General features: G+C 68.0%; 28 protein-coding genes. 10 read left to right on the top strand and 18 right to left on the bottom strand.

Annotated elements, in window-relative coordinates:
* The first annotated feature begins 365 nt into the window (after nt 1–365).
* Entirely contained in the window at nt 366–1,367 is a 1,002-nt protein-coding gene (locus tag MX571_RS08315) for a hypothetical protein (protein ID WP_247415374.1), read from the top strand.
* A 176-nt stretch (nt 1,368–1,543) separates the two neighbouring features.
* On the opposite strand, the gene MX571_RS08310 is transcribed toward MX571_RS08315, so the two are convergent.
* Nucleotides 1,544–2,029 carry a DUF5812 family protein gene (locus tag MX571_RS08310; protein WP_247415372.1) on the bottom strand — a complete coding sequence of 162 codons (486 nt, stop codon included), beginning with the start codon at nt 2,027–2,029 and terminating at the stop codon, nt 1,544–1,546.
* 83 nt (nt 2,030–2,112) lie between these two features.
* Nucleotides 2,113–2,679, bottom strand: coding sequence for a DUF8056 family protein (locus tag MX571_RS08305; RefSeq protein ID WP_247415371.1), 567 nt, complete (start codon nt 2,677–2,679; stop codon nt 2,113–2,115).
* A 67-nt stretch (nt 2,680–2,746) separates the two neighbouring features.
* Here MX571_RS08305 and MX571_RS08300 point away from each other — a divergent pair, with 67 nt between their 5' ends.
* From MX571_RS08300 to MX571_RS08290, 3 genes are all read left to right on the top strand, one after another.
* Entirely contained in the window at nt 2,747–4,048 is a 1,302-nt protein-coding gene (locus tag MX571_RS08300) for a phosphoglucose isomerase-related protein (protein WP_247415368.1), read from the top strand.
* A 109-nt stretch (nt 4,049–4,157) separates the two neighbouring features.
* Entirely contained in the window at nt 4,158–4,907 is a 750-nt protein-coding gene (locus MX571_RS08295; protein WP_247415367.1) for a CPBP family intramembrane glutamic endopeptidase, read from the top strand.
* Between the two features lie 96 nt (nt 4,908–5,003).
* Entirely contained in the window at nt 5,004–5,153 is a 150-nt protein-coding gene (locus MX571_RS08290) for a CopG family transcriptional regulator (RefSeq protein WP_247415366.1), read from the top strand.
* Here MX571_RS08290 and MX571_RS08285 read toward each other — a convergent pair.
* Nucleotides 5,150–5,602, bottom strand: a complete 453-nt coding sequence (locus tag MX571_RS08285; RefSeq protein ID WP_247415365.1) for an NOB1 family endonuclease — start codon at nt 5,600–5,602, stop codon at nt 5,150–5,152. The genes MX571_RS08290 and MX571_RS08285 overlap by 4 nt on opposite strands.
* Nucleotides 5,602–5,841, bottom strand: a complete 240-nt coding sequence (locus MX571_RS08280; protein WP_247415364.1) for a PRC-barrel domain-containing protein — start codon at nt 5,839–5,841, stop codon at nt 5,602–5,604. Before MX571_RS08280 ends, MX571_RS08285 begins: the two co-directional genes overlap by 1 nt.
* 138 nt (nt 5,842–5,979) lie before the next feature.
* On the opposite strand from MX571_RS08280, the gene MX571_RS08275 reads away from it, so the two are divergent.
* From MX571_RS08275 to MX571_RS08260, 4 genes are all read left to right on the top strand, one after another.
* On the top strand, nt 5,980–6,564 hold the full coding sequence (locus MX571_RS08275) for a plastocyanin/azurin family copper-binding protein (RefSeq protein ID WP_247415362.1): 585 nt from the start codon (nt 5,980–5,982) through the stop codon (nt 6,562–6,564).
* 108 nt (nt 6,565–6,672) lie between these two features.
* Nucleotides 6,673–8,478: a translation initiation factor IF-2 gene (gene infB, locus MX571_RS08270; RefSeq protein WP_247415360.1), complete on the top strand. Its 1,806-nt coding sequence runs from the start codon at nt 6,673–6,675 to the stop codon at nt 8,476–8,478.
* Nucleotides 8,479–8,541: 63 nt separating this feature from the next.
* The gene (locus MX571_RS08265; RefSeq protein ID WP_247415358.1) at nt 8,542–8,730 is read left to right on the top strand and encodes a DUF8015 family protein; all 189 of its coding nucleotides are present in this window, start codon (nt 8,542–8,544) and stop codon (nt 8,728–8,730) included.
* 128 nt (nt 8,731–8,858) lie between these two features.
* Nucleotides 8,859–9,818: an AEC family transporter gene (locus MX571_RS08260; RefSeq protein ID WP_247415357.1), complete on the top strand. Its 960-nt coding sequence runs from the start codon at nt 8,859–8,861 to the stop codon at nt 9,816–9,818.
* Nucleotides 9,819–9,867: 49 nt separating this feature from the next.
* On the opposite strand, the gene MX571_RS08255 is transcribed toward MX571_RS08260, so the two are convergent.
* The 4 genes from MX571_RS08255 to pepF all read right to left on the bottom strand — a co-directional run bounded on the left by MX571_RS08255 (nt 9,868) and on the right by pepF (nt 14,066).
* Nucleotides 9,868–10,197, bottom strand: coding sequence for a DUF5811 family protein (locus MX571_RS08255; RefSeq protein ID WP_247415356.1), 330 nt, complete (start codon nt 10,195–10,197; stop codon nt 9,868–9,870).
* 51 nt (nt 10,198–10,248) lie between these two features.
* On the bottom strand, nt 10,249–10,716 hold the full coding sequence (locus tag MX571_RS08250) for a pyruvoyl-dependent arginine decarboxylase (RefSeq protein WP_247415355.1): 468 nt from the start codon (nt 10,714–10,716) through the stop codon (nt 10,249–10,251).
* A 254-nt stretch (nt 10,717–10,970) separates the two neighbouring features.
* Complete coding sequence (pan2, locus tag MX571_RS08245; RefSeq protein WP_247415353.1) at nt 10,971–12,191, bottom strand: proteasome-activating nucleotidase Pan2; 1,221 nt, start codon at nt 12,189–12,191, stop codon at nt 10,971–10,973.
* Between the two features lie 78 nt (nt 12,192–12,269).
* The gene (gene pepF, locus MX571_RS08240) at nt 12,270–14,066 is read right to left on the bottom strand and encodes an oligoendopeptidase F (RefSeq protein WP_247415352.1); all 1,797 of its coding nucleotides are present in this window, start codon (nt 14,064–14,066) and stop codon (nt 12,270–12,272) included.
* A gap of 146 nt (nt 14,067–14,212) precedes the next feature.
* Between pepF and MX571_RS08235 the strand changes: the two genes are divergently transcribed.
* Nucleotides 14,213–15,562, top strand: coding sequence for a M28 family metallopeptidase (locus MX571_RS08235; protein WP_247415350.1), 1,350 nt, complete (start codon nt 14,213–14,215; stop codon nt 15,560–15,562).
* Here MX571_RS08235 and truA read toward each other — a convergent pair.
* The 7 genes from truA to MX571_RS08200 form a co-directional block, all read right to left on the bottom strand.
* The gene (gene truA, locus MX571_RS08230; RefSeq protein WP_247415349.1) at nt 15,559–16,365 is read right to left on the bottom strand and encodes a tRNA pseudouridine(38-40) synthase TruA; all 807 of its coding nucleotides are present in this window, start codon (nt 16,363–16,365) and stop codon (nt 15,559–15,561) included. The genes MX571_RS08235 and truA overlap by 4 nt on opposite strands.
* 106 nt (nt 16,366–16,471) lie before the next feature.
* Nucleotides 16,472–17,857, bottom strand: coding sequence for a sulfatase family protein (locus MX571_RS08225; protein WP_247415347.1), 1,386 nt, complete (start codon nt 17,855–17,857; stop codon nt 16,472–16,474).
* Between the two features lie 46 nt (nt 17,858–17,903).
* Nucleotides 17,904–19,208 carry a histidine--tRNA ligase gene (gene hisS / locus MX571_RS08220; RefSeq protein WP_247415346.1) on the bottom strand — a complete coding sequence of 435 codons (1,305 nt, stop codon included), beginning with the start codon at nt 19,206–19,208 and terminating at the stop codon, nt 17,904–17,906.
* 259 nt (nt 19,209–19,467) lie between these two features.
* On the bottom strand, nt 19,468–19,809 hold the full coding sequence (locus MX571_RS08215) for a DNA-binding protein (protein WP_247415344.1): 342 nt from the start codon (nt 19,807–19,809) through the stop codon (nt 19,468–19,470).
* Nucleotides 19,810–19,970: 161 nt separating this feature from the next.
* Nucleotides 19,971–20,420, bottom strand: a complete 450-nt coding sequence (locus tag MX571_RS08210) for a 30S ribosomal protein S19e (protein ID WP_247415342.1) — start codon at nt 20,418–20,420, stop codon at nt 19,971–19,973.
* Between the two features lie 99 nt (nt 20,421–20,519).
* Nucleotides 20,520–21,170, bottom strand: a complete 651-nt coding sequence (locus MX571_RS08205) for a LysE family translocator (RefSeq protein WP_247415341.1) — start codon at nt 21,168–21,170, stop codon at nt 20,520–20,522.
* A 47-nt stretch (nt 21,171–21,217) separates the two neighbouring features.
* Nucleotides 21,218–22,234, bottom strand: coding sequence for a lysylphosphatidylglycerol synthase transmembrane domain-containing protein (locus tag MX571_RS08200; protein ID WP_247415340.1), 1,017 nt, complete (start codon nt 22,232–22,234; stop codon nt 21,218–21,220).
* 116 nt (nt 22,235–22,350) lie between these two features.
* Between MX571_RS08200 and thiL the strand changes: the two genes are divergently transcribed.
* A complete protein-coding gene (thiL, locus tag MX571_RS08195; protein ID WP_247415338.1) occupies nt 22,351–23,211 on the top strand; it encodes a thiamine-phosphate kinase in 861 nt (286 codons plus the stop codon).
* 54 nt (nt 23,212–23,265) lie between these two features.
* On the opposite strand, the gene MX571_RS08190 is transcribed toward thiL, so the two are convergent.
* From MX571_RS08190 to MX571_RS08180, 3 genes are all read right to left on the bottom strand, one after another.
* Nucleotides 23,266–24,363, bottom strand: a complete 1,098-nt coding sequence (locus MX571_RS08190; RefSeq protein ID WP_247415337.1) for a site-2 protease family protein — start codon at nt 24,361–24,363, stop codon at nt 23,266–23,268.
* 224 nt (nt 24,364–24,587) lie between these two features.
* A complete protein-coding gene (locus MX571_RS08185; protein ID WP_247415335.1) occupies nt 24,588–24,830 on the bottom strand; it encodes a DUF7123 family protein in 243 nt (80 codons plus the stop codon).
* A gap of 271 nt (nt 24,831–25,101) precedes the next feature.
* On the bottom strand, nt 25,102–25,920 hold the full coding sequence (locus tag MX571_RS08180) for a molybdopterin synthase (protein WP_247415334.1): 819 nt from the start codon (nt 25,918–25,920) through the stop codon (nt 25,102–25,104).
* Nucleotides 25,921–26,147: the final 227 nt, after the last annotated feature.

Raw genomic sequence — 26,147 nt, 5'->3', positions numbered from 1 at the left:
GTTCGTACTCGACCAGTACGCAGTCTACACGCGTACCCGCGGAGATGCGGTCGAGCGCCTCCGGAGGGCTCGCCGTGGAGACTGTGAGGCCGTTAACCTCGGTCGTACTGTCGTTAACCCCTGCCACGTGGAGCACGCGGAGGGGAGCGTTCGTCGTGTCGTTTTGCACCCGACCCGTAATCATCGCTTAATCAGCACATCTACTGCTGTATAAATCGTTCGGCTCTGACTGGACAATCCGGGTTCTTTCAGACATATAATTCACGATATCAGGATTGTTTAGTTCACCAAATCGAGAATGTTCTGATTTTGGAACTCAATAATGCAAAGCTTTACGTGAGGTGATTGCTCAGGTGGAGTTGGTTATGGCACACGAACTGGTCGATCTCACACCGCAACAGCCCTCCCTTCCCGTCGGACGGGAGCAGACAGACCTCATCGGAGAGGTTTCTGCCGTCGAGCTGCCTCAGACGGTCATCGAGGTCGTAGAGGAGTACGACCGCGTCGTCGCGGACCGAGACACCTTCCTCTGGAAGTGGATTCACAGTCTGTTCGACGCGTTCACGCTCTCGTCGGTCGACGCCCGCGATGTCGACCGCGTGAAGGAGATTAAGACGCTATTTACAGTGTTCATCACGACGCTCGACGACCTCGTCGAGTCCCACGACGACAAGGCGACCTTCGAGGAGGCACGCCGCGTCGTCCGTGACCCGGAGACCGTCGACCCCACGCGCGAGGGCGTGAACGGCGAGATACTGGAGTTCATCCAGGACATCTGGACGGACATCGACGACGGGCTCCGAACGGCACCGCGTTACGGCGAGTTCAAGGACATCTTCATGTACGACCTGCGGCAGGGGTTCAACGCGATGGAGTACACGCGCCTCGTCAGCGACAACGCGCACATCGCGAACGCGACTGGCGCACGGACGTACGACGCGCACAACATGGTCCTGTTCCCCTACACGGACATCGACCTCATGTTCTCCTCCCGGTTCGCGATGGACGACCTCTCGTCGCTGCGCGACCTGACCTGGGACCTCCAGAAGATGGCCCGCATCGGCAACTGGGTCACGACCTGGGAACGCGAACTCACCGAGGGCGACTACTCGGCGGGCGTCATCGTCCAGGCCATCCAGGACGACGTCGTCGACGCGGACGAACTCGACCCGGCCGGTGACCTCGAGTCCATCGTCGAGCGCATCAAGGAGTGTGGCGTCGAGGAGGCGTTCCTCGACGAGTGGTGCGACCGCCACAAACGCGTCTGCGAACGCGAGTACGACATCGAGAGCGTCGACGTGAGCGCGTACATCGGCGGGATGGAGACGGTCATGGAGTACCACCTCGCCAGTCGCGGCATGAAGTGAGGCGACGTCACTCCCGAGTTCTTCGACCAGTTCGTTCCTGCTCTCTTCTCGTCCTGAGCGGTTGCGCTGTCCGCCGGTGGACGACCGTTCGAGACGCTCGCGGCAGAACCGCGAGCCCACGACAACGGCATCTCAAAACGTCCGAAACCCCCTGTAAAGGTGAGCTTACAGCCGGTTCACGGGAGGTATCGGACCGCGACCACACCCGCCTCGGTCCGGATTTCGACCCTGACCACGTCGTCCATCCGGGCGGCCCGAACCAGGGTCGCCTCGTCGTCGAGGACGTCCTCGACGGCCGACTCGGTCTGCTCGTCGGGGACGGTGATGACGTGAATCTCCCCCATCCCCGCCCGCTCCTCGCGAGTGATGTCACCCTCCGCCTGGGAGTCCGCGACGTCACGCTCGCGTGCGGTCGGTGGCTCCGCGCTCTCCTCGACCCGGAGACTGCGGCGCGACTCGACGTCGACCACCTCCCAGGTCACCTCCATCGGTGGCTGGGCGACGAGCGTCCCGTCGAGGACGTCGTTCGGCTCGACCCCCGGATTACCGTCGAGCGTGTGGACCTGCCCGTCGTCGACGTCCTTCAGCACGGCGCTGTCCGCCTCGGCGTGGGTGACGAGGAACCGGCCGGTCTTCTCGGTCGGTCCGTCGGCGTCGCTCATAGCGCCCGGTAGCGTCGCTGCCCTCTTCGGCGTATCGTTCGAGTGTCGGCGGGTCGCCGACCGAGATTAGCCGCCTCGACCGCTCAGCGCTGTCGCCGGTGGACGAGGTACATCCCCAGTGCGACGATGGCGGGGAAAACCGGGCTCGTCCACGCGGGCAGCGCGTAGAGCGCGCCGACTATCGGGGCGAACAGCCCCGACGGGGCGTCGCGCTGCATCACCTGGCCGTCCATCTCGTACGACGGCGGGATGGAGACGACCGACGCGACGTACAGCGAGAGGACGAACCCGAGGCCCAGCAGTGCCATCGTCCGGTCGTACCGCTCGTCACCGAGTCCGCGCCGGTGTTGCCGTGCGACGAACAGGACGGGGGCGACGAGCGGCCCGACGGCGAAGAAGCCGACGAGCACGAACAGCGACCGTGAGAAGGTGAACGTCCCACCGGAGGCGGTGGCCGTCTGACCGAGGAGTGTCACGATGGCGAGACCGAAGAACAGGGCGAGGACCAGCGCCAGCAGACCGCCGAGGACGACGTACGCGCGGAACAGTCGCGAGTCGCTCGCGCGGTAGGCGTACGGGAACGCGCCGAAGAGCCCGGAGTAGGTGTGCTCCTCGTCACTACCCGCGCGCTCCTGAGCCGTCTCGCTCATACTCGACCGACGGGTCGGCGTCGATTAACGATGCCGGATTTATGTACGGGGCGGGTGAGGCTCCGGCATGGACGTCGACATCGGGAACGCGCTGTCGTCGGTCGCCACGCCGGGCGTCTCGCGCGAGTCGCTCGACCGACTGGACGAGAGGGTCGCGGACGCGCACGACCGCATCGAGCGCGGCATCGAGGACCGGGAGTTCGGGTACGCCGCGCTCGCGCTCCCGGCAGACACCGACGCCGCCGCCATCGAGTCGGCCGTCGAGCCGGTGGCGGACCTCGACGTCGACGCCGTCCTCACGGTCGGTATCGGGGGGAGTGCGCTCGGCGCAGCTACCGTCTCGGGGGCGCTCGGTCCGGGGAGCGCCGGGACGTTCGTCCTCGACAACGTGGACCCCCGGCGCGCGGCGCGACTGCTCGACGACCTGCCGCTCGCCGACACCGCCCTCCACGTCGTCTCCCGGTCCGGAACCACCGCCGAGACGCTGGCGAACTTCCTCGTCGTCCGCGACGCCTACGAGGACGAGGACGTCGACTGGACCGAGCGCACCGTCGTCACGACCGGTCCCGACGGCCCACTGCGGACGCTCGCCGAGGAGGAGGACCTTCCAGCGCTCGACGTTCCCGACGGCGTCCCCGGCCGGTTCTCGGCGCTCTCGACGGTCGGTCTCGTCCCGGCGGCCATCCAGGGCCACGACGTCGAGGGGCTGCTGGCCGGCGGGCGCGCGGGCCGCGAGTCGCTCGCCGGGAGCCTCTTCGACTGCCCGGCGTACGCCTACGGTGCGGTCTCGTACGCGCTCGAACAGCGCGGCGCGACCCAGCAGGTCTGCATTCCCTACTCGGAGGACCTGGAGTACTTCGCGGAGTGGTTCGCGCAGCTGTGGGCCGAGTCGCTGGGCAAGGACGGCCTCGGTCAGACGCCGATTCGCGCGCTCGGTGCCACCGACCAGCACTCGCAGTTGCAGCTGTACCGCGCCGGTCGCCACGACAAGCAGGTGACGTTCGTGCGGACGCGCGAGGGGCCGACCGTCCCGATACCCGAGACGGACGTCGACGGGCTGTCGTACCTCGGTGGGTCGTCGCTGGGGGACCTGCTCGACGCGGAGTTCGAGGCGACCGAGGCCAGCCTCGCCGCCGCGGGCCTGCCGAACGTCCGCGTCGAGGTGGACCGACTCGACGCCGAGAGCGTCGGCGAACTGCTGTACGGGTTCGAGGCGGCGTGCGTCCTGACTGGCGAACTGATGGGCGTCGAGACGTTCACCCAACCGGCCGTCGAGTGGGGCAAGCGCGCCGCCCGTGGCCTGCTCGGTGGCGGGACGTTCGAGGAGGCCGACGCGGTCGCGGAGAAGGAACGGCTGCTCGTGGAGTAGTGTCGCGGCCCGCCGAACCCGCCGACCGAACGCCGACCGAGCGCGCAACACCTAACCCGACCCTGACCGAACGGAGAGACATGACTGGCACACCGTCGGGGGCGATACGGTGAGCGACCGGTCGGTACGGGACACATACGACGGTAGAGACGTACTGGTCGCCGCGACGCTCTTGGCACTCGGCGGGTACGCGCTGGGGAACATCGTCGCCGCGCTCGTCGCCACCTTCGTCGAGGCGGGCGGTGTCGAGGTGACCGGCAACCCGATGGCGAGCACGCTCGTCGGCACCATCGCCGTCCAGGGCGTCACGTTCGTCGGCGGCACGCTCCTCTTCTTCCACCTCGTCGACCGATGGGACCTGCTCCGGGTCCACCGCCCGACCCGCCGTGACCTCGCGCTGGTCCTCCTCGGGTTCGCGCTGCTCGTTGGCGCGTTCTTCGGGTTCGACTTCCTCTACAGTGCACTCGGCATCGACACGGCCGAGAGCAGCATCGTCACCTCGGGGCGGGAGAACCCGGCGCTGTTCCTCTACCTGATTCCGCTGTCGGTGCTCGTCGTCGCCCCCGGCGAGGAACTGCTCTACCGGGGACTCGTCCAGGGCTGGCTCCGGCAGTCGTTCGGTCCGGCCGTCGCCATCGGCGTGGCGAGCGTCCTGTTCGCGACCATCCACGTCTGGGGCTACGCGGGCACGCCACTGCCGAGCCTCGTCGCCACGCTCGCCATCGTCGCGTTCCTGGCGGTGTTCCTCGGGGCGCTGTACGAATACTCCGGTAACCTGCTCGTTCCGGTCCTCGTCCACGGCCTCTACAACGCCCTGCAGTTCCTCCTCGCCTACTGGCAGGCGACGGGCGTGTTCTGAGACATCTGGTGGGATTCGCCCGACTGCGACCGGTCTGACTGGCGGCGGACGGCCGTCTGACCAGTATTTATTACGGACTGTTCCTAATACTAGTATATGCGGAAGTACACCCTCCTCTGCGAGGACCGGCAGGCGCGCGCCATCGAGCGCCTGGCCCACGAGTTCGACATGACGCAGGAGGCGGTCCTCCGGCAGCTGCTGGCGGCGGGTCTCGACAGTCTCGACCGTGTCGAGCGAATCGACTAGCGCTTTCGGGTCAGCTCGCTGCCACAGATCGGACAGCGCTCCTTGTCCTCGTCGAACGTCCGGCCACAGCCGACGCACTGGAAGCGCCACTCCCGTTCCTCGGTGATTCCCTCCCGGCCGACGGTCTCGGTGGGGACGTCGAGACGACTCGCCACGTTCTGCATCGCGTAGTCGTCCGTGACGAGCGTCGCGTCGAGTTCGAACGCCGCGGCCACGAGTCGAACGTCGGTCTCGGAGAGTTCCCGGCCGTCGCCGGACTGGTCGGCCGCGTTCTCGACCGTCCGGACCGACTCGGGAGACGGCGCGTGGACCGCCATGCCGCCGCCTTCGAGAGCGTCGAAGCGGAGGCCCGACTCCTCGTTCAGTTCCTCGCGGACGCGGGGGATGGTCGCGGTCGGTCCGTCCACGTCGTACTGCCTGATGAACACCGACGAGTCGAGGACGCGCATTACCTGCGGATGACGATGTGGTCCTTCACGGCCTGCACGTTCCCCACGGGGACGAGGTAGCGACCGAAGTCGTTGGTGCGAAAGCCCACGTCGCGGACGCCCTCCTCGGGGTCGACGACGAGGTCGTGGAGTTCGCCCGTCTTCAGGTCCATGGTGATGTTGTAGAGCTGTCCCAGCGTGGCCCCGTCGGAGCCGATGACGTCCTTCCCGGACAGGTTCTCGGCGAGTAGCTCGGCCATACCACCCTTTGCGGAGCGACCCCACATAAACGGTCGTGTCGTCGTCCGACGCGCGTCGGTCGGGAATCCGGCGCGGGCACGGCGGTCTCGGGTCCGAATTGGGCCAAGGTTCATGCATGCCGCCACCCGCCGAACCGTATGGACAGACGGACCCTCCTCCGACGGGCGGCACTGCTCGGCGCGGTCGGTCTCGCTGGCTGTACCGGCGACGGCGGGGACGGCACGACGGACGGAGCCGACGAGCCGACCGACGGTTCCGGAGCGCCGAGTGCGACCACCGAGGCGACCACGACGACGGCACCCGAGACCACCGACGAGACGACCAGCGAGATGGCGACGACCGACGGTGGGGCCGAGACGACGACGGCCACCCCGGAGGGGACCGACGGGGCTGCGACCAGCACTGCCGACCCCACGTCGAGCGAACCCCAGGAGTCAGTCACCGTCGCCGTCGGGGCGGACGGGAAGGCGCGGTTCAGTCCGGAGTCGTTCACGCTGGTCAGCGGCGGGACCGTCACGTGGGAGTGGGAGCAGGGCGGCCACAACGTGCTCGTCGACTCTCAGCCCGAGGGCGGCGGGTTCGAGAACTTGCCCGGCGGACAGTCCGATACGCAGGACGCCGGGTTCTCCTACAGCCAGACGTTCGACACGCCGGGGGAGTACAGCTACTACTGCAGCGTCCACCGGGGCATCGGGATGGAGGCGTCGTTCACCGTCGAGTGACCGTCCGCGTCGGGCACCGACGGCTGTGCGACGTGTGCGCAGGGTTCGCTCCGGTTCTGAAAGACTTAACCGGAACCACCGGCAGTTTCACACCAAGAGTTCTTCGCCATGTCTGATACGGACACCACCACGGACGCGGGTGGCGGGTTACGAACGCCCATCGTCGCGGTCCTTGGACACGTCGACCACGGAAAGACCAGCCTCCTCGACAAGGTACGCGGGTCGGCCGTCACGTCGGGAGAGGCCGGAGCCATCACGCAGCACATCGGGGCCACCGCCGTCCCCCTCGCGACCATCTCCGACATCGCCGGGCGACTCGTCGACCCGGACGACTTCGACCTGCCGGGCCTGCTGTTCATCGACACGCCGGGCCACCACTCGTTCTCGACGCTCCGCTCGCGCGGGGGCGCGCTGGCGGACATCGCCGTCCTCGTCGTCGACGTCAACGACGGGTTCCAGCCACAGACGCTGGAAGCCATCGACATCCTCAAACGCACCCAGACGCCGTTCATCGTCGCCGCGAACAAGGTCGACACGACGCCGGGGTGGAACCCACAGCCCGACACCCCCATCCAGCAGTCCCTCGAAGCGCAGTCCGACCGCGCCGAGCAGACGCTCAACGAGAAGCTCTACGAGATAATCGGCGAGCTCTCGGACAACGACTTCTCGGCGGACATGTACTGGCGCGTCCAGAACTTCCGGGGGAACATCGGCGTCGTCCCCGTCTCCGCCGAGACGGGCGAGGGCGTCCCCGACCTGCTGGCCGTGCTGATGGGCCTCTCACAGCGCTACATGAAAGAGGAGATGTCCATCGACACGACCGGCCCCGGCGCGGGGACGGTCCTCGAAGTCAAGGAGGAACGCGGCTTCGGCACGACGCTCGACGTGGTGCTGTACGACGGCTCCATCCGGACCGACGACACCGTCGTCGTCGGCGCGAAGAACGACCCCATCGTCACCGAGGTCCGCGCGCTGCTCCAGCCACAGCCGCTCGCGGAGATTCGCACCGAGAAGCGCTTCGAGAAGGTCGACGAGGTGTCGGCCGCCGCCGGGGTGAAGATCGCCGCACCCGACCTTGACGACGCGCTGGCGGGCGCGCCCGTCCGCGTCGTCCGAGACCGTAGCGAAGCAGAGGTCATCGAGGAGGTCCGCGAGGAACTCGCGGAGATAGAGGTCGACACCGCCGAGAACGGCGTCGTCGTGAAGGCCGATACCCTCGGGTCGCTGGAGGCCATCGCCAACGCCCTCGAAGAGGCCGAGATTCCCATCGTCCGCGCCGAGGTCGGCGACGTCGCACCGCGGGACATCGCCGTCGCCTCCACCGCCGACGAGACGAAACACGAGGTCATCCTCGCGTTCAACGTCGACGTCCTCCCGGACGCGCGCCGCGAGGCGAACGACCGGAACATCCGCCTGTTCGAGGACGACGTCATCTACCAGCTCATCAACGAGTACGAGGAGTTCGTCGAGGAGATGGAGCGCGAACAGCAGTCGGCGGTCCTCGACAAGATCCGCCGCCCGTGTCGGTTCCGTATCCTCGAGGACCACGTGTTCCGCCAGTCGAGCCCCGCCGTCGTGGGCGTCGAGGTGCTCTCGGGGACGCTCCGGCGCAACACGCCCGCCGCGAAGTTCCAGGGTAACGACCCCAACCGCATCGGGACGCTGAAAGCCATCCAGAGTCAGGGCGAGGACGTCGACGAGGCCCGAGCGGGCGAACGCGTCTCCGTCTCCATCGACGGCCCGACGGTCGGCCGCCAGATAGACGAGGGCGACGAACTCTGGGCCGAACTCCCCGAGAAGCACGCGAAGATTCTCGAACAGGAGCTGAAGGAGGATATCCCCGCCGACGAACGGGAGGCGTTGTCGATGTACCTGGAGAAACGCCGGAAGGTGGACCCGTTCTGGGGGAAGTGAGAACCCCCTTGCCCACGCCAGTAATTACTCTTAATTAGGTGCGTTTCGTAGCCGACCGACACCATGTCAGAGAGCGAAGCGTCGAGCCGACACGACGTCGTGTTAGCGGCTATTCCACTGACGCTCGTCCTCGGCGCGTGTGCAGCGGTCGTGAGCTCGCTGTCACTCGTGTTCGGACTGGCGGGCGGCAGTCTGCCAGCGACGGGCATGGTCGGCTACGCGTTGTTCGTGGACCCGCCGGACTCCGAGTAGGCGGACCACGGGCGCCGGCCGTCGACGACCACGGTAGCCGTTCTCCGTAGCGCCCGTGACGCTTCGTTCTCGCCGAGCGGTCGTGCCATCCCGGAACGTTTCTAACGCCGTCGCTCATCGGACGAACCGTGTCACTGGCGTCGATATTCGTCTCTGCCATCGCTCCGGTCGTCGCCATCGCCGCCGTCGGCTTCCTGCTGGGCCGGACGCAGGGACTCGACGTCGACCCGCTGAACACCGTCGTCGTCTACTTCTTCGCCCCGGCGCTCGTCTTCCACAGCCTGCTGACGACCGACATCGAAGGCGGGACGCTCGTCTCGCTCGGCGTCGGCATCGTCGCCTTCTTCGCCGTGATGGTCGTCCTCGTCGAGGCCGTCGTCCGCCTGGCTGGCGTCGAGGAACCGCTGTTGAGCGCGGCGGTGCTGACGAGCGTCTACCCGAACTGCGGCAACTACGGCATCCCGCTGTCGGCGTTTGCATTCGGTGCCGTCGGCCGTTCGACCGCCGTGCTCTACCTCGCCGCCCAGAGCGTCATCGTCTACACGCACGGCGTCTACATCGCCGCCCGGAGCGGCGGCGACGTCGGGGCGACGGCCATCCGGCAGGTGTTCACCATCCCGCTCGTCTACGCGGTGGTCGTCGCCATCGCGATTCGCTTCGCGGGGGTCGCCCCGCCCGAGGACGGGACGCTGATGACGACGCTGGAACTCGTCGGCAACGCCGCCATCCCGCTGATGCTCGTGATGCTCGGCAGCGAACTCGTCGGGACGGACGTCCGCTCGTCGCTCGGGGTCGTCTCGCTGTCGACGGGGTTGAAACTGCTCGTCGCACCCGTCGTCGGGCTCGGCGTCGCCCTCGGCCTCAACAGCGTCGGGTTCGGCCTCGACGGGACGGTCGGCGCGGTGTTCGTCCTCGAATGTGCGACGCCCGCGGCGGTGACGCCGCTCATCCTGCTCGTCGAGTTCGGCGAGACCGACGCGACGCTCGCCTCGGAGTTCGCCAGTTCGGTCGTGCTCGTCTCGACGCTCTGTAGCGTGGTGACCGTGACGGCGCTGGTCTCGCTGCTCCAGAACGGGCTGTTGCTCTGAGAACGGCGGGGAAACGGCTGCACGATTCCGAACTCCGGTCGGCCAGCGCTCAGCCGGCCGTCGGCGAGATGTCGTTGACCGCCTGTTTCACCTGCATCGCAGCCCCGGCGGCGAGTTCGTGTGCGAGTCCGGTGCGCTCTTCGTCGGTCGTGTCGGCGCTCACGCCAGTCCGTACCAGGTCCCCCACGGGCGGTCGAACGGCGACGGTCCCCTGTGGCCCCTCCATCCCCTGCCGGAGGTCCGACCCGACGACGAACTCGTCGGGGAGGAGGTCACGGGTCAGGGCGGCCACTCCTTCGGTCTCGCGGCGCAGTCGGTCGACCGCCTCGGGCGACGGCGGTTCTCCCTCGTACCCCGCGTACGGTGCGTTGCCGTACATTCGCGGAGAGAGAAGTGGAGCGAGGTCTTAAAGCATACGGGGTCGGCTCGCTCAGAGCAACGGCGAACTGCGGCCGTACACCGCGAGGACGACGGCCGTCGTGAACCCGTCGCCCGAGTCGGCGGTCACCACCTCACAGCCCTCGTCGACGAACGCCCAGTCACGCAGGTCCATCCCGGCCCGGAGGCCCGCCCGAACCTCCTCGCGGACGCTCTCGCCCGCTCGACCGGACGACTCGTAGAACAGGCCGGTGCCGTCCTCGGTCGTCGCCCAGGCCAGTCCGGCCGCGGCGGGACCGTCCTCGACCGTCGAACGCCCCTCGACGACGGTCAGTCGCTCGCCGACCGGCCCGAGGTCCGGGGCGGTCCCCACGCGTTCGACGTGCGCGTCGCTCGGGATGACCGACGACACCGAGACGAGGTTGTAGTTCTCGATGCCCGCGTCCGCAAGCGCCGCGTCGTACGACGACATCGCCGTGGGTGCGCTGGCGGTGCCCCAGACGACCCGAATCGTTCCCATCGGCCGGGAGTAGCGGCAGGACGAGGTAACGCCTTTCGCATCGCGCGAACGGTGCGACGGTGGCGCACACTCGGCGACGACGAGCCAGCGAGGGCGGTAGCAGTGCTGTTGGCGGTGCGGTAGAAACAAGTCCACAGTACCGCGAGCGAGGCGAAGCCGAGCGAGCGGCCTTTTTAGTGCAGGTTTTTCGAGGAGTGGTCGGCGAGCGAACGAGCAACGCGAGTGAGCGAGCGCACCCGAAGAAGAAAAACGTGCTATTGGAAGGCGACGGGCGTCCCGCTGGTGTCGTCCTCGTGGCTCACCTTCCCGTAGGCGTCCTCGAAGTCCTGCATCTCGACGGTCGTGCGGCCGTCGCGGATGGCGAACATCCCGGCCTCCGTCGAGAGACTGGCGAGTTCCGCGCCGCTGAACCCCTCGGTCATGTCGGCGACCGCTTCGAGGTCGACCGCGTCGTCGATGGGCATCTCGCCGGTGTGAATCTCGAGGATGCGCTTGCGACCCTCCAGTTCGGGTTCGGGCACCTCGATGAGGCGGTCGAACCGGCCGGGGCGGAGGATGGCGCGGTCGAGCATGTCGAAGCGGTTCGTCGCCGCGATGACGCGAATCTCACCGCGGTCGTCGAAGCCGTCCATCTCCGAGAGCAGCTGCATCATCGTCCGCTGGACCTCGGCGTCGCCCGATGTCTTCGAGTCGGTGCGCTTCGAGGCGATGGCGTCGATCTCGTCGATGAAGATGATGGCGGGTTCGCGCTCCCCGGCGAGTTCGAACAGGTCGCGGACGAGGCGCGCGCCCTCGCCGATGAACTTCTGGACGAGTTCGGAGCCGGCCATCTTGATGAACGTCGCGTCGGTCTCGTTGGCGACGGCCTTCGCGAGCATCGTCTTCCCCGTGCCGGGCGGGCCGTGGAGGAGGACGCCCGCTGGCGGTTCGATACCGACCTCGGTGAACTGGTCGGGGTCGAGGAGCGGCTGTTCGACGGCCTCCCGGACCTCGCGAATCTGGTGTTCGAGGCCGCCGATGTCCTCGTAGGTGACCCCGGGGCTGGCGTCGACCTCCATCGCCTGTGCGCGGGCGTCGGTCTCCGTACTCAGGACCGACTGGATGGCGAAGGAGTCGTTGATGGCGACGCGGTCGCCGGCCTCCACCTCGTCGAGGATGCGGGGGACGGCCTCGGTGAGGACCTCCTGGTTGTTGCCGTGCTGTTTCAGGACGACCTCCTCGTCGTTGACCTCCTCGACCGTCGCGATGTAGCGGGCGGCGCTCTTCAGCGTCTCGTTCTGTCGCTGGAGGCTGTCGACATCGTTGCTGAGCGACTGCTGCTTCTCCTCGGCGGCGTCGATCTGGTCGCTGAGCTTGTCGTTGACCTCGACGAGGCGGGCGAAGTGTTCGCGCAGCGCTTCCAGCCGCTCCGACGGCGACATCTCCGGATCGAGTTCGAGGGTGGGCCGATCCGGCAACGAGGGGCTGCGTGACATGTGGTTGGTCCGAGTACGTGACTGAGCTAAAAGTGACTTTGGGTCCCCGACGATTCCGGCCGTCAGACGGAGCGACCCTCAGTCGACGACGAGTTCTCGCATCTCCTCGACGAACTCGCCGTACGTGGCGATGGCCGACTCGACGGGGTCGGGCGACGCCATGTCGACGCCCGCGATGCGGAGCAGTTCGAGGGGGTACTCCCGCGCGCCGGAGTCGAGGAAGCGACGGTACTCCTCGGCGGCCACGTCGCCCTCGTCCCGGATGCGGTCGACGATGGCGACGGCCGCCGAGATGCCCGTCGCGTACTGGTAGACGTAGTACGCGCGGTAGAAGTGCGGGATGCGCATCCACTCGCGCGCGATGGCGTCGTCCACCTCGGCCGGTTCGTAGTAGGTCCGCTTCAGGTCGCCGTAGATGTCGTCGAGCACGTCCGGGGTGAGCGCCTCGCCCGCCTCGCTCTTCTCGTGGGCGCGCTGTTCGAACTCCGCGAACATCGTCTGGCGGAACAGCGTCGAGCGGAACCGTTCGAGGTACTCGTCGAGGACGTGGCGGCGGAACTGCTCGTCCTCGACCGTCTCCAGCAGGTGGTGGGTGAGCAGCGTCTCGTTGACGGTGCTGGCCACCTCGGCGACGAATATCTCGTAGTTCGAGTAGACGAACGGCTGTTCGTCGCTGGTGCGGTCGGAGTGCAGCGAGTGGCCGAGTTCGTGGGCCAGCGTGAACATCGAGGCGATGTCGTCCTGGTAGTTCATCAGGATGAACGGCTGGCTGTCGTACGTGCCACCCGAGTACGCCCCCGAGCGCTTCCCGGTGTTCTCGTAGACGTCGACCCAGCGCGAGTCGAGGCCCTCCGCGAGTCGGGACTGGTACTCCTCGCCCAGTGGCTCGACGGCGTCGACGATGTACTCCTTGGCCTCCTCGTAGCTCACGTTGGGGCTCTCGCCGTCGGCGATGGGCGCGTAGAGGTCCCACATCTGCAGTTCGTCGACCCCGAGCGCCTCGCGTTTCAGGTCGGCGTGGTCGTGGAGGACGTCGAGGTTGTCGTTGACCGTCTCGACGAGCGTGTCGTACACCTCGACGGGGACGTTCGGCCCGTCGAGGGCCGCCTCGCGGGCGGTGTCGTAGTTGCGCGCCTCGGCGAGCTTCGTGTCGGCCTTCACGCTGTTCTTGAACGACGCGCCCACGGCGTTCCGCACCGACTCCCACTCCTCGTAGAACGACTCGTGGACGCGCTGGCGGAACTCGCGGTCCGGGTGCTTGAGGTGCTTCGTGAAGTTCGACTGCGTCACCTCCACCTCGTCGCCGTCCGGCCCCTCGACGCTCGGGAACTCCATGTCGGCGTTCGACAGCATCGTGTACACCTCGCCGGCCGCGCCGGTCACCTCGCTCAGTTCGGCGAGCAGGTTCTCCACCTCGGTGGAGCGCGTGTGCGGCTTCATCCGCAGCACGTCGTCGAAGTAGTGGTCGTACTCCGCCAGTTCGGGTTCCTCCTCGACGAACTCGTCGAGCGTCTCCCGCGAGACGTCCTGCAGCTCCGGCTCCATGAAGCTCGACGCCGAGGACGCGCTGGCGTACAGCGACTGTGCGCGGGCCTGGAACGCCTGGTACTCCTGGTCGCGCGTGTCCTCGTCGCTCCGCATGCTGGCGTACGAGTAGACGTTCGAGACGAGTCGCATCGTGCGCTCGTACTGTTCGAGCGCCGCGAGCAGCGTCGCGGCGTCCTCGGTGAACTCGCCCTCGTAGGCGGCGAGCGCCTCGACCTCCTCCTCGGCGTCCTCGTAGGCCGCCTCCCACGCCTCGTCGTCGTCGTAGAGGTCCGCGAGGTTCCACTTGTACTCCTCGTCGACTTCCCCACGGTCGGGAACCGAACTCATGGCTGAGAGTTGCTTGCACGCGTGTTAACGCCGTCGGTTCACTACGCTGTCACGCGCTTTTCGGTCACCGGAGTGCGCGTCGCCGGGCGCGCCGAGCGCCGGGTCGAGGCGGCCACAGTTTTCCCCCCGACGGTCGAACCCCGTCCATGGACGACGACACCGACGCCGCGCTCGGGCGCGCGTGGCGCGACGACTACCCGTGGACGTTCCTCACCCGACTCACCGAACTCGGCGACCGGATGGGCGGCTCCCCCGGCGAGCGGAAGGCCGCCGACCTCGTCTCGGAGGCGTTCGAGGCGGTCGACGCCGACCCCCAGGTCGAACCGTTCGAGATGCACCGCTGGACGCGCGGCGACGCGGAACTCGCGGTTCGCGCCGAGCGCGACGGCGAACCGGTCGAGCGCTCGTTCGAGACCATCGCGCTGCCGTACTCCCCGGCGGGCGACGTCACCGGGCCGCTCGTCGACGTGGGCTACGGCACGCCCGACGAGATAGACGACGTCGGCGAGGAACTGGCCGGGGGTATCGCCGTCGCCAGCACCGACACGCCGCCCGAGAAGGGCCGGTTCGTCCACCGGATGGAGAAGTTCGGCCACGCGGCCGCCGCGGGCGCGCAGGCGTTCGTCTTCGCCAACCACGTCCCCGGCCAGCTCCCGCCGACCGGCTCGCTGAAGTTCGACGCCGAGGCGGCGATGCCCGGCGTCGGCGTCTCGACGGAGACGGGCGACTGGCTCACCGAGTACGCCGACCTGGGTGCGGAGGCGACCGTCCGGGTGAGCGCGACGACCGACCGCGCCGAGAGCCGGAACGTCGTCGGGACGCTCGGCCCCGACACGGACGAGGAGGTGGTCGTCGTCGCGCACTTCGACGCGCACGACATCGCAGAGGGGGCGCAGGACAACGGCTGTGGTATCACGACGGTCGTCAGCGCCGCACGTATCCTCGCCACGATGGACCTCGACTGCCGCGTCCGGCTGGTGGGCGTCAGTTGCGAGGAGACCGGGCTGATGGGTGCGGAGGCGCTGGCCGACTCGCTGGACCTGTCGACGGTGAAGGCCGTGGTCAACGTCGACGGCGCAGGTCGTGCGCGGAACCTCCGGGCGTACGTCCACGGCCACGACGGCGTCCACGACCTCGCCGAGCGGGTCGTCGCGGACGCCGGACAGCCGCTCTCGGTCACCGAGCAGCCCCACCCGTACAGCGACCACTGGCCGTTCGTCCGGGCGGGCGTCCCGGCGCTCCAGTTGCACAGCCAGCCACCGGACGGTGCGGAGCGAGGCCGCGGCTGGGGGCACACCCACGCCGACACGCGCGACAAGGTCGACGTCCGCGACGTCCGCGAACACGCCATCCTGACGGCACTGCTCGTCGACGAACTGGCCTCGGCCGACCCGCTGGACCGGGTGGACCCGGGGACGCTCGCCGACCAGTTGCGCGAGGCCGACGCGGAGCGCGGGATGCGCGCGGCCGACCTCTGGCCCGACGACTGGGACTAGTCGGAGACCTCGTCGCGAATCCGTCCCGCGACGCGCGCGCCCGTCTCGCGTTCGACGCGCCGGCCCTCGAACACCTCGCGGGCGCTGGCGACGGCCTGCTCGTCACGCTCGAACTCGACGCCCGGGTAGGTGACGTCCGTCAACACCAGCGGTTCGGCCGGGGCCGTCCCGACGGCGTCGCCGCCGCCCAGGTCCTCCTCGGAGAGCACCCGGTCGACGAACGAGCGGTCACGCGCGCCGGTAGCGACGTCGCCGACGAGCGTGGCGAGTCGGCGGACGAACGAGCGGGGGAAGCCGTCCGAGCGGGCGACGACGACGAGGAACGGACCGTCCTCGTGGAGCGCCGTCGCGAGCGTCCGTTCGGTCCCGTCGTCGTCCGGGGTGAGGTTGTGGAAGTCGTGGGGCCCGGAGAGGTCGTCGAGGACCGCACGGGCGAGGTCCGGGTCCGCGTCGGGCGCGTGGAGGTGGTAGGCGTACTCGCGTTCCGTCGCGTCGTGCGTCGCGTGGAAGTCGTCCGGAACGTCGGCGCTCGCCCACACACGGACCTCGGCGGGGAGTTCGCTGCTGAACGCGCTCGGCCCGAGCCAGTCCGGTGCGTCGAGGGCGACGGTCTGGGCGAGGGCGGAGACGCCCGCGTCTGTTCGGCCCGCCGCGGCGTACCCCTCGGGTCGGAAGCGCTCCGCGTCGTAGACTCCGAGTTCGGCCAGCGCATCGAACAGCGTCTCCTCGACGGTCCGCACGCTCGGCTGGCGCTGGAACCCGCGGAAGGCGGTGCCGTCGTATGCGACACGGAACGCTCGCATGGTCGAGAGTCGCGTATCCCTCGCCTTGAGCGAACTGATTCCGCGGCAGTCGCGGTCCGGCCACCGCCCTCGTCGGCACCTGCTCTCTCCCCGCGACGTGTCGCCGTCAGGGGAGCGTCTCGGGGACCCACCCACACAGCGGGTCGTCGACGCGCTCCATCCACTCGACGAGTCGGTCGCTCGTCTCGCTCGCGGCGTCCCGGTAGTCGGCGTGGTCGACGAGGTTGTTGAGTTCGTGGGGGTCCGCGTGGAGGTCGTACAGTTCGTTCCGGTCGGGGCCGTTGTAGACGAACTTGTACCGGTCGGTCCGGACCATCCGCTGGGAGTAGAGACCGAACTCGTCGCCGTGGTACTGGGCGTACACCGACGTCGGCCAGTCGTCGGGCCGGTCGCCCGCGAGAAGGGGGTCGATGCTTCGGCCGTGGAGGCCGTCGGGCACCGGCGCGTCGGCCCAGTCGAGGAACGTCGGCATGAGGTCTTGGAGACGGACGAACGCGTCCGAGCGCCTCCCGCCCTCGACCGACGGGTGTCGGACGACAAGCGGGATGCGGTAGGTGTCCTCGTACATCAGCGGCCCCTTGTTGAACTGGCGGTGCGCGCCGGCGAAGTCGCCGTGGTCGGCGGCGTGGACGACGGCCGTCGACTCCGCGAGGCCGAGGTCGTCGAGCGCGTCGAGGATTCGCCCGACCTGTTCGTCGATGAACGTGACGAACCCGAAGTACATGGACACCGCCTCCGCCCACGTCGCCCAGTCGAAGTCGGCGACCCCCCGGTAGTGGCGGTAGCGCTCGTGGACGGCTGGCTTCCCGGCGAACGTCTCGGCGTACGACGGCCACGGGTCGACGTCCTCGGGGTCGTACAGCGAGGCGTACGGTTCGGGGACGACGTACGGGAAGTGCGGGCCGACGAAGTCGGTGCGGTGGAAGAACGGCCCGCCGTCCGCACCGCTCGTACCGTCCGCCCACCGCTGGAGCATCTCGATAGTTCGGTCGGCGAGACGGGCGGCCGGCAGTGACTCGGGTGGTCGGGTCGTCCTCGCCGAGACGAGCGTCCCGTCGGCGGTGCGAATCTCGTCGTCGAGGTCGGCGTCGGCGTAGCCCACGTCGTCGGCCCCGCCGACGTACTCGAAGCCGAACGCCTCGGGGCCGCGTCGCTGGTCGACGTGCCACTTTCCGGCGTAGGTGTTCTCGTATCCAGCGTCTCGGAGGCGCTCCCCGAACGTCGGCACGTCCGGCGGGAGTTCGGTCCGCACCGCGTCCGCCTCGTGGCTGTTGTTGAGCATCCCGTGGGCGTGGGGGTAGAGCCCCGTCAGGAGCGACGCGCGGGCGCTCGTACAGATGCTGACGGGCGTGTACGCCCGGTCGAACCACGTCCCCTCGGCCCGTAGCCGGTCGAGATTCGGCGTCTCGACGGGGAGGCCGTCGGGCGCGAGGAGGTCCGCTCGTTCCTGGTCGGTGAGCAACAGCAGGACGTTCGGTCGGCGGTCGGTCATGCGTTGGGAGCGAGAGGCCGACGGGTAGCTCTGACGGTCCGGGGAGTCAGGCGAAGTCGTCGTAGGTGGGGCGGTCCGCCTCGTCGAGGAACGAGTCGAACGGTGCGGTCGTCTCGTCGCCGCTCGTCATGTCCTTGACCGTCACCTCGCCGTTCGACAGGTCGCGCTCGCCGACGACGACGACCGTCTCGGCGTTGACGCCGTCGGCGTAGCCTAGCTGTGACCCGAACCCGCGGTCCGCCACGTCCGTCTCGACGACGTGGCCGCGCGAGCGGAGTTCGCGGGCGATGTCGCTCGCCTCCGCGCGCGTGTCGCCGACCGTCAGCACGTAGTAGTCCGTCGACAGCGCCTCCTCGGGCCAGACGCCAGCACGCTGGAGCAGGAGTGGGAGCGTCGAGTTCATCACGCCGAGCGCCACCCCCACGGCGGGCGTCGGCTGGCCGCCGAAGTCCTCGATGAGGTCGTCGTAGCGCCCGCCGCCGAACACCGAGCGACCGACCTCGCCGGTCGTGTCGAAGCACTCGAAGACGATTCCGGTGTAGTAGTCCAGTCCCCGGGCGGTGTCGAGGGCGACGGTGCAGTACTCGCGTGCCCCGAAGTCCTCGGCGGCGTCGAGGACGGCGTCCAGGTTCTCGACGGCGTCGCGGACCCGGTCGGTGCCCGCGAACTCGACCAGTTCCTGCCGGTCGTCGACGTCCAGCAGGTCGTCGAACTCGCGGGCCTCGTCGTACGTGAGCCCGGCGTTCTCCAGCATCCCGTAGTACTCGGCCGGTTCGACCTTCTCGCGCTTGTCGACCGCGCGGATGGCCGCCTCGGTGTCGACGTCGCGGTCGAACGAGTCCAGCAGGCCGCCGAGGATGTCGCGGTGGGAGACGCGGAAGTCGAAGTCCTCGGCGTCGAGGCCGAGTTCGACCAGCGCGTCCGCGGCGAACGCGAGGACCTCGGCGTCGGCTTCGGGTGCCGACGCGCCGAAGACGTCGACGTTCGTCTGGTAGAACTCGCGGAACCGACCCTGCTGGACCTGCTCGTAGCGCCAGAACGGTCGCGTCGAGCGCCACTTGATGGGTTTGGAGAGCTCCTGGCCCTTCGCGACGACCATCCGGGCGACGGTGGGAGTGAGTTCGGGTGTCATCGTGACGTGTCGGCCCCCCTTGTCCTCGAAGGCGTACAGTTCGTCGACGATGTCGTCGCCGCTCTTGTCGGTCCACAGTTCGGCGTGCTCCAGCGCGGGCGTGGCTATCTCCCGGAAGCCGTAGCGCGCCGCCACCGACTCGATGGTGTCGATGGTCTCGCGGTGTGGCGACATCTCGGCGGGGTAGAAGTCGCGGAACCCCTTGATGCGCTCGTACATACTCGACGGTCACGCGAGACGTACTTGAAGCAACTGATAGGGAGAGCGTGATTCGGAACGAGCGACCGAAGGGAGCGAGTGAGAATCACGGAGACGCGAACGGGGAGCGCGAGCGACCCGTGAGCAGCGCGGTTCAGAAAGTGCGACCGGAGGGAGCGCGAATCGCGCCACGAAAGAGAAGTCAGCTGACGATCGCTCGACCCTCGGTGGCAGGCGGGTCGCTACGGGTGGTCGAGGAGAGACGAGAGAGAAGCGCCGACTATCGCCGCTTGATGTTGAAGCTCTGCTTGTCCGGCGTCAGTTCCTGGAGCAGCTCCTTCATCTGGTCCTCGTCGATCTGGTCCTGGACGCGACCGGACTTCGCCAGCGCGACGAGTTGCTGCTCTATCTGCTCGCCCTGGTCGGGTTTGGACATCTTCACCGTGTTCAGACGCTTGCGCGCGCCGTCGGTGAGGTACTTACGCAGGACCGCCTTCTTCTGGGCCTCGGCCTGGTCGCGCTGGGCCTGCATCGCCTCCTCGTCGGCCTCGCCGCCCTGCTGTTCTTTCAGCTGCTCCATCTTCTTCTGTCGAAGCTCTTCGAGTTCGTCCTCGTCTGGCATGTCCGGGCCTTCGTGGTTCCGAAACAAAACCGTGACGCCACGTCGCGCACGTATCGCGGGACGGACGCCACCGTGTCGAAGGTAGACCGCCAAGAGGAGCAACGAGGGCAGCAGCGGCTCGGGAGCGTCGAGAGCCGAGAGAATCGGTGGCTACGGCGGCGTTACGCGTAGCGTTCGAGTTCCGGGCGGTCGAGGTCCTCGAGGACCTCGCTGGCCGTGTTGTCGAGGAGCGCGCGCCCCTCGCCGCTGATGCGTCGGCCCTCGCCCTCCGCGATCTGGACGTAGCCCGCCTCCTCCAGCTGCTGGAGCATGGTGCGGATGATCTTGCCAGAGGAGCCGGTCTTCTGGTCCGGGCGGACGCGGTAGCGCGTCGAGCCCTGCTTGCTGCCGCCGTAGCGGGAGCGGAGGCGTTCGACGCCGACCGGCTGGTCCTTCGCGATGGTGCGGAGGATGCTCGCGGCGCGAACGTTCCAGAAGTCCTCCTGCTCGGGGGGGAGCTCTCGCGAGACTCCCGTCTTCGAGTACGCGGCCCACTCCGGTTCCTCCAGGTCGAGTTCCTCGGCGACGGCCTCGATGAGGTCGTCGGCCGGGACGTCGTAGAACGTCGTCATTACCCCAACTCTCCCCCGCGCGCCGTTTAAGGCCATCGATGGTTCGCGGGCGTGTCAGCAGTTGACGTAGCACCACAGCGACGCCCCGAACTGCCGCGGTCACCGTCGAACGGGTACGGCCGCCACGGCGTCTTCGACGACGGTGAGGACGCCGAAGGAGACGAGGACCGCACCGCTGAGTCGTTCGAGCGTTCGCTCCCGACCCGCGAGACGCTCGGCCAGCGAGTCCGCACCGAGCGCCACGCCGCCGAGGTAGCCGAGCGTGAGGACCGCGTACGTTCCGCCGAGCGTGGCGAGTCCGACCGGGTCGTCGCCCGAGACGAACTGGGGGAGGAAAGCGAGGAAGAACAGCGCCACCTTCGGGTTGAGGACGTTCACGAGCAGTCCCCGCCGGTAGCCACCGGCCGGTTCGGCGTCGAGGTCGGCCGCGACGGTAGCGTCGTCGTCATCATCGCCGCCGGACGCCGACTCGGCGAGTGCGCGAACGCCGAGGACGACGAGGTAGGCCGCGCCGGCGTACTTCACGACGCGGTAGGCCGCCGGGACGGCGCGTAGCAGCGCTGCGAGGCCCGCCACGACGAGAGCGGTGTGGACGAGGACGCCCGTCGCCACGCCCGCGGCCGCCCGGAGACCCGGTTCGCGGCCGCCGCTCACGCCACGCGAGAGGACGTAGACGGTGTCCGGACCGGGCGCGAGGATGAGCGCGAGTGCGGCCGGGACGAACGCGAGGAGCGTGGTCGACGAGGGCATCGTCCAGTCGTGTGACGACGGACCGTAAAAACGTGCTCCCGAACGTTCTACATCCGGTCGAGTCCGAACCACATCGCCGCCCCGCCACCGAGAACCGTCGGAATCCAGTACGTCGCCACCCGGTGGATGAGGACCGCCGCCGTCGCCGTCGCGGCGGTGATGCCCGTCGTCGGGACGAGCAGCGTGATGAGCACCGCCTCGATACCTCCGAGTCCGCCGGGGAACGGCGTCACGGACGCGATGGAGCCGATGGGGACGATGAGGAGTGCGGCCGCGAGCGGCACGGGGTGGCCCAGCGCGTACAGCGAGAGCCACAGCGACGTCGACAGGGCCAGCCAGCCGATGGTGGCGAACCCGAGCGCGAGAACCAGCTGTCGCCGGTCGGTCGCGACGCGTTCGATGGCGTGGAAGAACCCGTTGACGCGCACGCGGACCGACTCCTCGCTCGGCGGCGACCGACCCGGCAGGAATCGGGTGACGGCCGCCGCCAGCGGCGTCAGCGTTCGGGTGATGCCCTCCTCGACGGAGTCCCGGCGACGCCAGACGGCGTAGCCCGCGAGGGGGATGAGGACGGCGAGGATGGCGACGGCGGCGCTCGCGATCTGGAGCTGGCGACCGAGCGTCGCCGTCGCCGCGTAGTAGCCCAGACCGACGGCCGCGATGGAGAGCGACGGGAACAGGTTGAGCGCGTCCACGCTCGCGATGGCCGCCAGCCCGGTCTCGTAGCGGTTGTTCGTCGCGTCCGCGATGAGGAAGGCGGTGACGGGTTCGCCACCGGCCTGCCCGAACGGGGTGACGTTGTTGGCGAAGACCGCGGCGGTGTAGATGCCGACCGCCTTCGCGGTCGAGATCGGCGTGCCGACGACGGTGAGGACGATTCGCAGCGAGAGCCCCCACGCGGTGAGCCAGGCGACGGCTACCACCGGGAGCAGAGCGAGGATGGCTGGATCCGCCATCCGTAACGCGTCCAGCGTCGCGTCGATACCGACGAACGTGACGAGTCCACCGAGGAGGAGCAGCGCCGCCAGGAACCCGACGACGGTGGCTCGCACGTTGACATCCATACCTCGATTCGGGAGCGTCGGCTGCTTCAAACCACCGAACCGGGTCGAATTCACCCACGCCGACCCGGCAGCAGGTGAACCACAACGCGTTTCGCTCGTACCCTCGACCAGAGCGTATGGACGAACGGTCCGGGCTCGCGCTCGTCGGCCGGTCGCTCCCCGCGGCGGGAGACGACGCCGCCGTCGTGGACGACCTCCTGGTGACGACGGACATGCTCCACGAGACCACCGACTTCCCGGAGGGCACGACGCGCTACACCGCCGGCTGGCGGGCCGTCGCCGCGTCGCTCTCGGACGTCGCGGCGATGGGCGCGAGTGCGCGGTGTGCGGTCGCCGTCTACGCCGCCCCGCGCTTCGACGGCGACGAACTCGGCGCGTTCCTCGACGGCGCACAGGCGGTCTGTGCGTCGGTCGACGCCGAGTACGTCGGGGGCGACCTCGACGACCACGAGGAGTTCACCGTCGCGACGACGGCCATCGGCAGGACCGACGACCCCGTCCGCCGGTCGGGCGCGACCCCCGGAGAGGCGGTCTGCGTCACCGGAACGCTCGGCCGGACCGCCGCCGCGATTCGACTGTTCCCCGACGACCCCGACCGCGCGAACGACCTGTTCCAGTTCCCTCCGCGGGTCCCCGCCGGACGGGCGCTCGCCCCCCACGCCAGCGCGATGATGGACTCCAGCGACGGTCTCGCGCGCTCGCTCCACCAGCTATCGGAGGCCAGCGACTGCGGGTTCGCCGTCGATTCGGCTACGCTCCCTGTCGACGAGGCAGTCGAGGCGGTCGCCGAGGACGAGGCGGACCGCCGCGAACTCGCTACGCACTACGGCGAGGACTTCGAACTCGTGTTCACGACCGACGCTCCTGCGGCCGCACAGGCGGCGTCGCCGACGCCCGTGACGCAAGTCGGCGAGGTAACCGAGTCCAGCATCACGATGAACGGTGAGCCGCTCCCGGACCGTGGCTACACGCACTGAGTCGTCCCTCGCTGGGCGAGTACTACAGAAGGACCCGTTCTCGCGTTAGCGACCTCAGACGAACGTGAACGGAACCGGGGTGAAACAGAGCAGTCCGAGGACGAACGTGAACACGCCGACGGCCATCCGCCGTCGGTCCAGCGCGTCGTCGAGGACCGGCGTCGCCGGACCGGCGTACGCCAGCGCGATGGCGACGAACCCCCAGAAGAACCAGAGCGTGATGGACTGCAGCGTCTCCTCCTGAACGAACAGCAGGTAGCCGCCCAGTCCGAACAGCCCCGCGGGCACCAGCGCACCGACCGTCTCCTGCCGTCGCCCGAGCATCGCCCGGACGAGGTGACCGCCGTCCAACTGGCCGACGGGAAGCAGGTTGAGGAAGGTGACGAACATCCCGACCCAGCCACCGACGACGACGGGGTTGACGCGCCCACCGGGTGGGTAGAGTTCGCCACCGGTCACCGTCGCGATGAACTGGATGAGCGGCGGGTAGTTCAGTCCCCCGAGCCCGTACACCGGCCCGGCCGCGACCGGTTCCAGCTGGAGACCGACGGCCGTGACGACGATGGCCGCGGCGAGTCCTGCGAGCGGGCCCGCGACGCCGATGTCGAACAGCGCCTCGCGGTCGGGGATGCGGCCCTTCATCTTGATGACCGCTCCCATCGTCCCGAAGATGGTCGGGACGGGGATGAAGTACGGCAGCGTCGCGTTCACGTCGTGGTAGCGGCTCATCGCGTAGTGGCCGAGCTCGTGAATACCGAGGACGCTGAGGACCGCGACGGCGAACGGCCACGTCTGAAGGATTGACAGCGGGTCGTCGAGCGTCACCGTCGCGTCGTACCACTCTACGCCCGCGAACAGCGTCGTCAGAACCGTCAGCAGTGCCATCACGACGTTCGTCCACGGGATGCCGTCGAGTCCCGTCGAGCGCGGTTCGGCGACGAGGACGTGCTCGCCCGTCCGAACCTGGAGGGTCACCTCGTAGCCCGCCTCGCGAAACAGTGGCCAGACGTGTCGTTCGAGGGCGTCCGGCGAGACGATGGGATCACCGAAGTAGAGCAGGCGGTCTCCCTCCCGTCGGGTCTCGTAGACGCGGAAGACCGAGCGGAGAGCGTAGACGGGAGGGCCTGCACGCGGTTCCTCGAACTCGTCCATCTACGCCAAGCAACGGTGGCTGGTGGGATAAGCTTCCTGCCACGTCGAACGTTCGCTGAGAGTGTCGAACGACGGAGCGCTACCCGTGAGTGTCGTCGGAGACCGAAAGAACGGGACCGATTCGAGACGTGTCGGGAGTGTCAGTACGGTCGAGCGGGGTGGGTGTGTCGGGGTGTCGGGGTGTCGAATCTGGGGGGTCGGCTGTCGAGAGCTGGCGAGCTACCCTATGCGAGGGCGACGCGCCACGTGGTCGCACTCGTGTAGGACCACTTCTCGATTTCGAGGTCTGAGGCGGTGTCGGAGAGTTTGACCATCAGCGCACCGATCTCTTTCGGTGAGAGACCGACGTCTTCCGAGATGAACTTCCCTTTGAAGTACATCTCACCGTTCTCGGCCTGCGTACGCAGGTACGAGCGGAGTCGGTCTTCTTTGCTTTCGGTCTGGGGGGAGGGGGCTGTTGCGCTCATCTCTGACCTCACCCCTGCTTTCTCCGGAGGGAGTATATAACGGAGAGAATCTTAACATAGCTTCAGCCCATTTCGAGTTCGAAAAAGCGCTCGCCGACCTTTCACGAAGCTCTCAAATTTTCTTAGACGTTTCACAACCCTCTCTCGATTTTTTATTCTTATCATATACTATATGAATCAAAGGAGTGGCCAGCGACTGTTTCACGGCGTTAATTACCTCCTGCGGGTGTAATGGCCGTGTTATTTTCCATGAAATAATTTAGGAACGGTGTCAGGACCGTTCGTGGACCCAGAACTCCTCGTCCGTGGTCACCTCCTTCTTGAAGATGGGTACTTCGTCCTTCAGACGGTCGATACCGTCCGATACGGTCCGGAACGCCTCACCTCGATGACCCGCCAGCACCACCACGAACACGATGTCCTCACCGTCGCGAACGACCCCCGAGCGATGGTACATCCGCACCTCGAACACGCCGTCGCGCTGTTCCAGTTCCCGCGAGATGGTCGCCATCGTCTCCTGGGCGACACCCTCGTACATCTCGAACTCCAGCAGTTCGGTCCGGGCGTCGTCGTCGTCATCCTTCGCCCGGACGCGCCCGGTGAACGTGGCGATGGCTCCCGAGCGTTCGGCGTCCGGCGAGCGCTTGACTGCCGCGACGAGCGAGTCGAGCGTCTCGTGCGGTTCGGTCCCCTCGACCACGTCGACGAGTTCGTCCAGGTCGGCCGTCTCCGCGTCGACGGTGGCGAGGATGAGACCCCTGATACCGGGGTTCTCGGGGCGGTTCCCGGCGACGATGGTCGGCAGGTCCGCCTCCAGGAACCCGTCGGCGAGCAGGTAGTCGTACTCCGGCGCGCAGTCGTCGACGACGTCGGAGAGGTCACGGTCGTCTCCGAGCGCGGTCCAGCCGTCCCCCAGACCGTACGTCACGCCTGCACCCGCACCGCCGAACGTCACGCTCTCCTCGAACCCCGGTGCGGGCGACTGCGGAAGGTTCGAGACGGTGGCGACGCGACCCTCGACGGCGAGTCGCTCGACGAGTCGTTCGACGAGCGTCGACGAGTCGGACCCGATGACAGAGACGACGTGCATGGTTCGAGTACGCCCGCCCGACGGCTTGAGGTTTGTCACGCTGTAGTGGACACCCAGGAGCTGTCACGAGCCGAAACCGCGCTCATCCTGCAGAATCCGTACACCCCACGCCGCTCACGGCTCCCTTCGGTCGCCGTTCGCCTCTGCGCGGCGCTCGTTCCCGTTGGTCGCTACCAGTGGTTTCGCTTATTCGGTCCGACTACCATACGTGACACCACGCCGCTCAC

Origin of the sequence: Halomarina salina (assembly GCF_023074835.1) — an archaeon.
GTDB classification, from domain to species: domain Archaea; phylum Halobacteriota; class Halobacteria; order Halobacteriales; family Haloarculaceae; genus Halomarina; species Halomarina salina.
Note: the sequence above shows the minus strand (reverse complement) of the source record. Positions and strands in the feature narration are given on the sequence as shown.

What these genes read in the sequence shown, in the direction of transcription:
- MX571_RS08315 (WP_247415374.1), top strand. Translation starts at nt 366, where the DNA reads ATGGCACACGAACTGGTCGATCTCACACCGCAACAGCCCTCCCTTCCC.
- MX571_RS08310 (WP_247415372.1), bottom strand. Translation starts at nt 2,029, where the DNA reads ATGAGCGACGCCGACGGACCGACCGAGAAGACCGGCCGGTTCCTCGTC.
- MX571_RS08305 (WP_247415371.1), bottom strand. Translation starts at nt 2,679, where the DNA reads ATGAGCGAGACGGCTCAGGAGCGCGCGGGTAGTGACGAGGAGCACACC.
- MX571_RS08300 (WP_247415368.1), top strand. Translation starts at nt 2,747, where the DNA reads ATGGACGTCGACATCGGGAACGCGCTGTCGTCGGTCGCCACGCCGGGC.
- MX571_RS08290 (WP_247415366.1), top strand. Translation starts at nt 5,004, where the DNA reads ATGCGGAAGTACACCCTCCTCTGCGAGGACCGGCAGGCGCGCGCCATC.
- MX571_RS08285 (WP_247415365.1), bottom strand. Translation starts at nt 5,602, where the DNA reads ATGCGCGTCCTCGACTCGTCGGTGTTCATCAGGCAGTACGACGTGGAC.
- MX571_RS08280 (WP_247415364.1), bottom strand. Translation starts at nt 5,841, where the DNA reads ATGGCCGAGCTACTCGCCGAGAACCTGTCCGGGAAGGACGTCATCGGC.
- MX571_RS08275 (WP_247415362.1), top strand. Translation starts at nt 5,980, where the DNA reads ATGGACAGACGGACCCTCCTCCGACGGGCGGCACTGCTCGGCGCGGTC.
- infB (WP_247415360.1), top strand. Translation starts at nt 6,673, where the DNA reads ATGTCTGATACGGACACCACCACGGACGCGGGTGGCGGGTTACGAACG.
- MX571_RS08265 (WP_247415358.1), top strand. Translation starts at nt 8,542, where the DNA reads ATGTCAGAGAGCGAAGCGTCGAGCCGACACGACGTCGTGTTAGCGGCT.
- MX571_RS08255 (WP_247415356.1), bottom strand. Translation starts at nt 10,197, where the DNA reads ATGTACGGCAACGCACCGTACGCGGGGTACGAGGGAGAACCGCCGTCG.
- MX571_RS08250 (WP_247415355.1), bottom strand. Translation starts at nt 10,716, where the DNA reads ATGGGAACGATTCGGGTCGTCTGGGGCACCGCCAGCGCACCCACGGCG.
- pan2 (WP_247415353.1), bottom strand. Translation starts at nt 12,191, where the DNA reads ATGTCACGCAGCCCCTCGTTGCCGGATCGGCCCACCCTCGAACTCGAT.
- pepF (WP_247415352.1), bottom strand. Translation starts at nt 14,066, where the DNA reads ATGAGTTCGGTTCCCGACCGTGGGGAAGTCGACGAGGAGTACAAGTGG.
- MX571_RS08235 (WP_247415350.1), top strand. Translation starts at nt 14,213, where the DNA reads ATGGACGACGACACCGACGCCGCGCTCGGGCGCGCGTGGCGCGACGAC.
- truA (WP_247415349.1), bottom strand. Translation starts at nt 16,365, where the DNA reads ATGCGAGCGTTCCGTGTCGCATACGACGGCACCGCCTTCCGCGGGTTC.
- MX571_RS08225 (WP_247415347.1), bottom strand. Translation starts at nt 17,857, where the DNA reads ATGACCGACCGCCGACCGAACGTCCTGCTGTTGCTCACCGACCAGGAA.
- hisS (WP_247415346.1), bottom strand. Translation starts at nt 19,208, where the DNA reads ATGTACGAGCGCATCAAGGGGTTCCGCGACTTCTACCCCGCCGAGATG.
- MX571_RS08215 (WP_247415344.1), bottom strand. Translation starts at nt 19,809, where the DNA reads ATGCCAGACGAGGACGAACTCGAAGAGCTTCGACAGAAGAAGATGGAG.
- MX571_RS08210 (WP_247415342.1), bottom strand. Translation starts at nt 20,420, where the DNA reads ATGACGACGTTCTACGACGTCCCGGCCGACGACCTCATCGAGGCCGTC.
- MX571_RS08205 (WP_247415341.1), bottom strand. Translation starts at nt 21,170, where the DNA reads ATGCCCTCGTCGACCACGCTCCTCGCGTTCGTCCCGGCCGCACTCGCG.
- MX571_RS08200 (WP_247415340.1), bottom strand. Translation starts at nt 22,234, where the DNA reads ATGGATGTCAACGTGCGAGCCACCGTCGTCGGGTTCCTGGCGGCGCTG.
- thiL (WP_247415338.1), top strand. Translation starts at nt 22,351, where the DNA reads ATGGACGAACGGTCCGGGCTCGCGCTCGTCGGCCGGTCGCTCCCCGCG.
- MX571_RS08190 (WP_247415337.1), bottom strand. Translation starts at nt 24,363, where the DNA reads ATGGACGAGTTCGAGGAACCGCGTGCAGGCCCTCCCGTCTACGCTCTC.
- MX571_RS08185 (WP_247415335.1), bottom strand. Translation starts at nt 24,830, where the DNA reads ATGAGCGCAACAGCCCCCTCCCCCCAGACCGAAAGCAAAGAAGACCGA.
- MX571_RS08180 (WP_247415334.1), bottom strand. Translation starts at nt 25,920, where the DNA reads ATGCACGTCGTCTCTGTCATCGGGTCCGACTCGTCGACGCTCGTCGAA.